This window comes from Amaricoccus sp. (assembly GCF_036846665.1).
In the GTDB taxonomy this organism is placed as follows: domain Bacteria; phylum Pseudomonadota; class Alphaproteobacteria; order Rhodobacterales; family Rhodobacteraceae; genus Amaricoccus.
This window is the reverse complement of record NZ_DAIUBO010000285.1, coordinates 1-4,249: the sequence shown is the minus strand read 5'-3', so window position 1 is coordinate 4,249 and position 4,249 is coordinate 1. Positions and strand designations below refer to the sequence as shown.

9 protein-coding genes are annotated in these 4,249 nt (G+C 71.4%); 5 read left to right on the top strand and 4 right to left on the bottom strand.

What is annotated here, in order from left to right:
- Both V7050_RS18755 and V7050_RS18750 read right to left on the bottom strand, forming a co-directional pair.
- Nucleotides 1-629: phage terminase large subunit family protein (locus V7050_RS18755; RefSeq protein WP_324375010.1), on the bottom strand; the 629-nt coding region annotated here is incomplete at its 3' end.
- Nucleotides 577-1,137: a hypothetical protein gene (locus tag V7050_RS18750; protein WP_324370054.1), complete on the bottom strand. Its 561-nt coding sequence runs from the start codon at nucleotides 1,135-1,137 to the stop codon at nucleotides 577-579. The genes V7050_RS18755 and V7050_RS18750, both read right to left, overlap by 53 nt.
- A gap of 63 nt (nucleotides 1,138-1,200) precedes the next feature.
- Here V7050_RS18750 and V7050_RS18745 point away from each other — a divergent pair, with 63 nt between their 5' ends.
- From V7050_RS18745 to V7050_RS18725, 5 genes are all read left to right on the top strand, one after another.
- The gene (locus V7050_RS18745; protein ID WP_324411010.1) at nucleotides 1,201-1,617 is read left to right on the top strand and encodes a hypothetical protein; all 417 of its coding nucleotides are present in this window, start codon (nucleotides 1,201-1,203) and stop codon (nucleotides 1,615-1,617) included.
- Nucleotides 1,618-1,717: 100 nt separating this feature from the next.
- Nucleotides 1,718-2,374: a DUF3489 domain-containing protein gene (locus tag V7050_RS18740; protein ID WP_324370058.1), complete on the top strand. Its 657-nt coding sequence runs from the start codon at nucleotides 1,718-1,720 to the stop codon at nucleotides 2,372-2,374.
- Between the two features lie 5 nt (nucleotides 2,375-2,379).
- Nucleotides 2,380-2,559: a hypothetical protein gene (locus V7050_RS18735; protein ID WP_324370060.1), complete on the top strand. Its 180-nt coding sequence runs from the start codon at nucleotides 2,380-2,382 to the stop codon at nucleotides 2,557-2,559.
- Nucleotides 2,556-2,759 (top strand): hypothetical protein, encoded by a 204-nt coding sequence (locus V7050_RS18730; RefSeq protein WP_324370062.1) that lies wholly within the window; start codon nucleotides 2,556-2,558, stop codon nucleotides 2,757-2,759. Before V7050_RS18735 ends, V7050_RS18730 begins: the two co-directional genes overlap by 4 nt.
- Nucleotides 2,756-3,028 carry a hypothetical protein gene (locus V7050_RS18725; protein WP_324370064.1) on the top strand — a complete coding sequence of 91 codons (273 nt, stop codon included), beginning with the start codon at nucleotides 2,756-2,758 and terminating at the stop codon, nucleotides 3,026-3,028. Before V7050_RS18730 ends, V7050_RS18725 begins: the two co-directional genes overlap by 4 nt.
- Before the next feature lie 48 nt (nucleotides 3,029-3,076).
- Here V7050_RS18725 and V7050_RS18720 read toward each other — a convergent pair whose 3' ends face one another.
- Together V7050_RS18720 and V7050_RS18715 are read right to left on the bottom strand one after the other, a co-directional pair.
- Nucleotides 3,077-3,673, bottom strand: coding sequence for a hypothetical protein (locus V7050_RS18720; protein ID WP_324370066.1), 597 nt, complete (start codon nucleotides 3,671-3,673; stop codon nucleotides 3,077-3,079).
- A gap of 7 nt (nucleotides 3,674-3,680) precedes the next feature.
- On the bottom strand, nucleotides 3,681-4,249 hold a 569-nt coding region (locus V7050_RS18715), incomplete at its 5' end, for a DNA-methyltransferase (protein WP_324411008.1).

The following is a 4,249-nucleotide window of genomic DNA, read 5'->3' as shown; positions in this document are numbered from 1 at the left end:
TCGCCTTCCTCGTCGGCCGAGGCCGGATAGGCGTCGACCTCGTCGAGGAAGATGTAGCGCGCCGGGGTCGAGCGCAGGCCGACAGCAGAGTTCGCCCCGGTCATGATCAGGATGCCGCCGGCGAACTCCTTCGACAGCATGGTGTTGCCGGCGTCGCGCGAGCGCGCCGGCTTCACCTTGTCCCGGAGCGCCGGGCTCTCCTCGATCAGCGGATCGATGCGCTGGCGCGAGTTGCGCTTGGCGAGCTCGACAGTCGGCTGCACCGCGAGCATCGGCCCGGGCGCCTGGTGGATCACGAAGCCGATGAATGAATTGCCACTTTCCGTCGCGCCGACCTGAGCCGCCTTCATGAACACCACCCGCTGCGCCGGGTGCCCCGGCGAAAGCGCGTCCATGATCTCCTTCATGTACGGCGTGCGCCGGGTGCGGTAGCGCCCGGGCTCGGCCGCCGAGCGCGAACTGAGCTTTCGGTAGCGGTCGGCCCATTCCGACACGGTGAGCAGCGGGTCGGGCTTCAGCCCGCCGCCCCAGGCCCGCAACAGCGCCGCGGCCCCGTCGAACGCCAGGATCGGGTCGTCATCCGAGATCGAGCCGAGCCTCGGCGAGCTCGTCGAGATGCGCTCGGACATGGGCTTCGAGAACCTTCTGCATGGCGGCGGGATCGAGCCCGACCTCGGCGGCGATCAGCGCCGCGGCGCGGGCCGGCCAGTTGACCCAGGCGTCCCGAGTCTCGCGGGCGAGCCGGAACACCAGCGTCTCGGCGCGGGCGCGGTCGACCAGCTCGCCCTTCAGCTTCTGGAGCTTCAGCCGCCGCTCCTGCGACTTCAGCACCTCGTTGGCAGTCTTCGCCTGCAGGAAGGTGGCGCCGCCGGCCGCTGGCGGCGGCAGGCCGTTCTCCCGCAGGGTGTCGCCCACCGCCGAGAGCGCGGCGTTCGGCACCGGCTTCAGCTTCGGCGGCGTCGGGGCTCCGCGCTGCTTCGACGGGTCGGTCGAAGCGGCGCGCCGGGCGTCGGACGCCTCCGCGTCGATCGAGCCGTCGGGGTGCAGCACCAGCCGGCCGGCGGCCTTCGCCTTCTGGATCGCCCCGCGCGAGAGCCCGGCGCGGGCGGCATACTCGCGCTCGCTCATGCCCTGCATAGCGGCCTCGATTTAGCAATGAAATGATCCGCTTATTGCCTTGGATCGCGCGCGGAACCGAGCATGTGTGGTGTCAAGCAGACGCTTGAATGGAGCACGACCATGACCACGATCCTGCCCAGCCGGAACACCGAATGGGGTTACTGGGGCACCATCGGCCGTATCGAGAACGACCCGGCCGCCGACCCCGCGAAGGCCTGGGAGATCGCCTCCCGCCGGATCGCCGAGGTAACCACCGCCTCGCACGAGGGGGTGCGCGACTTCCTCGACTCCCGCCACGGCCGCCACTTCGCCGACGACGTCGCCAGCGAACTCTGGAAGGGCGAGACGCTGCAGGAGGCGATCGACGCCGCGATCACCCGATGGATGGGGTGGCGCATCGACCGCAAGACCAGCCGCGAGACCGGGATCCCGAAGGGGCTCCCCTACCTGACCGGCCTCGCCAACCACTTCGCGATCATGGCCGAGCTTCCCTACTGATCGCCGCCCTTCCGGCTCCGCCGCGCTCCCGCCGGGATGCGCGGCTCGGGGTCGTAGCAGGCGCGGGATGGTCCCGCGCCTCGCAATGAAGGACGACCCGATGACCAAGCTCTCCGATACTCAAGTGATCATCCTATCGGCGGCCGCCCAGCGCGCCGACGGCAACGTTCTGCCGCTGCCCGGCTCGCTGCGCGGCGGAGCCGCGACGAAGGTCGTGGCAGCGCTGCTCTCCCGCGGGCTGATCCGCGAGCACGTCGTCGACAGCCCGCGCAAGGCGGACACGGCGTTGAACCGAGTCTGGCGCAACCTCCCCGAGCCGGACGGCCGCGGGGTGCTTCTCTTCATCACCGCCGCCGGCGCGGACGCCATCGGCATCGAGCCCGAGGCGGTCCCCTACGCCTTCAACGAAGGCACCAACTCGGCCGGCGAGCCGGCCGCGGGTGCGCCCACGCGCGCCAACGAGGCGCCGGTCGAGGCCACCCCGAAGCGTCGGGGCCGGCCGCGGAAGGCGGCGCCCACGGACGCGGACGTCGCGCCTGCGCCGAAGACCCGCGGCGGCACCAAGCAGGCGCAGGTGATCGCGATGCTCCGCCGCAAGCAGGGCGCCACCATCGCCGAGATCGTCGCGGCCACTCAATGGCAGCCACACACCGTCCGGGGCTTCTTCGCCGGTGCCCTGAAGAAGAAGCTCGGGCTCACCGTTTCCTCGAAGAAGGTCGAGGGCGGCGAACGGGTCTACCGACTTGCTGCAGAGTGACACTGATGGCGGTACATCGCATCAGCGACCGCGCCGAGGCCGCGCTTCAGCGACTGGCCCGGAAGGCCGGCCAGAAGCCGGCGCAGTTCCTCCACGACCTGATCCTCGACTTCGAGGCGGGCGAGGAGTTCACGCCGCCTGACGAGCGGCCCGACACGACGGACCCAGAGGAGGCGGGGCGTTGAGCCCCGCCGACCGACCGGACCCGCGGCACCGCATCCTCGCGCTCGCGCTGCAGTTGGCGGCCTACCCGCCGGTCCAAAAGCACGAGCACGTCTACGAGGCGCGCGTCCCGTGGCGGCTCATCACCGAGCTGCGCGCCGCGCTCAGTGACGCCGGGGTGGACTGGCGCGAGGGCCGGGCGACCCTCAGGAAGGGCGAGTGACGATGCCGCTCTTCCGGGTTCACGCCTACGACCACGAGCATCACGCGACGCTGATCATCGCGTGCGACGGCCGGGAGCGGGCCGGTGTGGTCGCGTCCGAGTTCGTGGCTTCGATGCACCTCGGGTACTACCCGGCGGACCACCGGCAGCGCTGGCCCGAGCTCGTCCGCATCGAGACCGCCACCTCGTGGTTCGATGCGGACGAGGCATTCCCGCCGGTCGTCGAGAGCGTCGAGGCGATCGACCCTGACCCGCCCGGTGACGCCTGAGCGGCGCCGCGAAGCCCCGCCGCCCCCAACCGGGGCGGCGGCTCACGTTCAGGCGCCGCCCCACTGCTCAGCCATTGCCGCGGCGATGCCCTCGAAGGTGCGGCTCCGGTTGCGCCACCGCTCCGGTCCGGGGGGCTCACGGTGCACCCGCGCCTCCCGGCCCTCGACGACGCGCGTCGGCTTCAGCCGCGGCAGGCTCCTAAGCCACAGGCAGGTCGCCTTGGTCTCGGGATGCCCGTGCTCCCACGGCTGGATCGTCTGTGAGGGCGCGGGCAGGTCGAAGAGCCGGCGGACGTGCCCAAGCATGATCGGGTTCTCGACCGCGATGCGCGGGATCGGCGCCCCGAGCATGGCGAGGAAGAACGCTGCGGCGTGCCCGAGGTTGGCCCAGCGGTCGCCGCAGGCGCCGTTCTCCCGGCGGCAGCCGAGGTAGAGATGCTTCGCCCCGCTGTTGGCGAGGAAGGTGCACGGCGGGTGAGCGATCAGCAGGTCCCAGCCGTCGTGCAGGATGGCGCGGACGTCGCCCACGATGTGCGGCCCCAACCGCTCGGAGGGCAGCAGATCGCAGGACACGGCGTCATGGCCGCGCGCCCGGAAGGCATCGCGGACCACGCCCGAGAATTCGCAGGCAACGAGGACGCGCATGGCCGGGTCACGCGGCCGCCGGCTTGCGCGAGCGCTTTGGCGGCTCGGACTCGGGCGAAACCTCGGCGCCGAGCCGCTCTGCCTTCACCGCGGCGAAGCTGCGGCCGTCGCCGTCGAGCACCGCGTCGCGCCCGGTCTCGGCCTGCCAGCGCTCGACTGCGACATCGACGTAGGCCGGGCTGATCTCCATCGCGAAGACCCTCCGCCCTGTCGCCTCGCCCGCCATGATCTGCGAGCCGGAGCCCGAGAACGGCTCGTAGCAGATGCCGCCGCGCGCCACGTGCTGGCGCATCGGGATCGCGAAGCAGTCGAGAGGCTTCGGCGTGGGGTGGTCCGGGCGCTCCTCGCCGTTGAGGCTCGGGATCACCCAGGTCGAGGCCAGCATCTCGTCGGCGACCTTCGGCGGACGGTGCGGTCGCACCCAGCCCATGAAGCAGGGCTCGTGCTTCCAGAGGTAATGCGAGCGGGTGAGCACTCCGCGGTCCTTCACCCAGATGATCTGCTGGTGGACGAAGGCGCCCGCCTTTTCCCAGCAGGCCTCGAGCATCGCCTGGCGCCGCGAGGCGTGCCAGCAGT

Coding starts and splice junctions, on each gene's coding strand:
- V7050_RS18750 (WP_324370054.1), bottom strand. CDS start 1,137: ATGCAGGGCATGAGCGAGCGCGAGTATGCCGCCCGCGCCGGGCTCTCG.
- V7050_RS18745 (WP_324411010.1), top strand. CDS start 1,201: ATGTGTGGTGTCAAGCAGACGCTTGAATGGAGCACGACCATGACCACG.
- V7050_RS18740 (WP_324370058.1), top strand. CDS start 1,718: ATGACCAAGCTCTCCGATACTCAAGTGATCATCCTATCGGCGGCCGCC.
- V7050_RS18735 (WP_324370060.1), top strand. CDS start 2,380: ATGGCGGTACATCGCATCAGCGACCGCGCCGAGGCCGCGCTTCAGCGA.
- V7050_RS18720 (WP_324370066.1), bottom strand. CDS start 3,673: ATGCGCGTCCTCGTTGCCTGCGAATTCTCGGGCGTGGTCCGCGATGCC.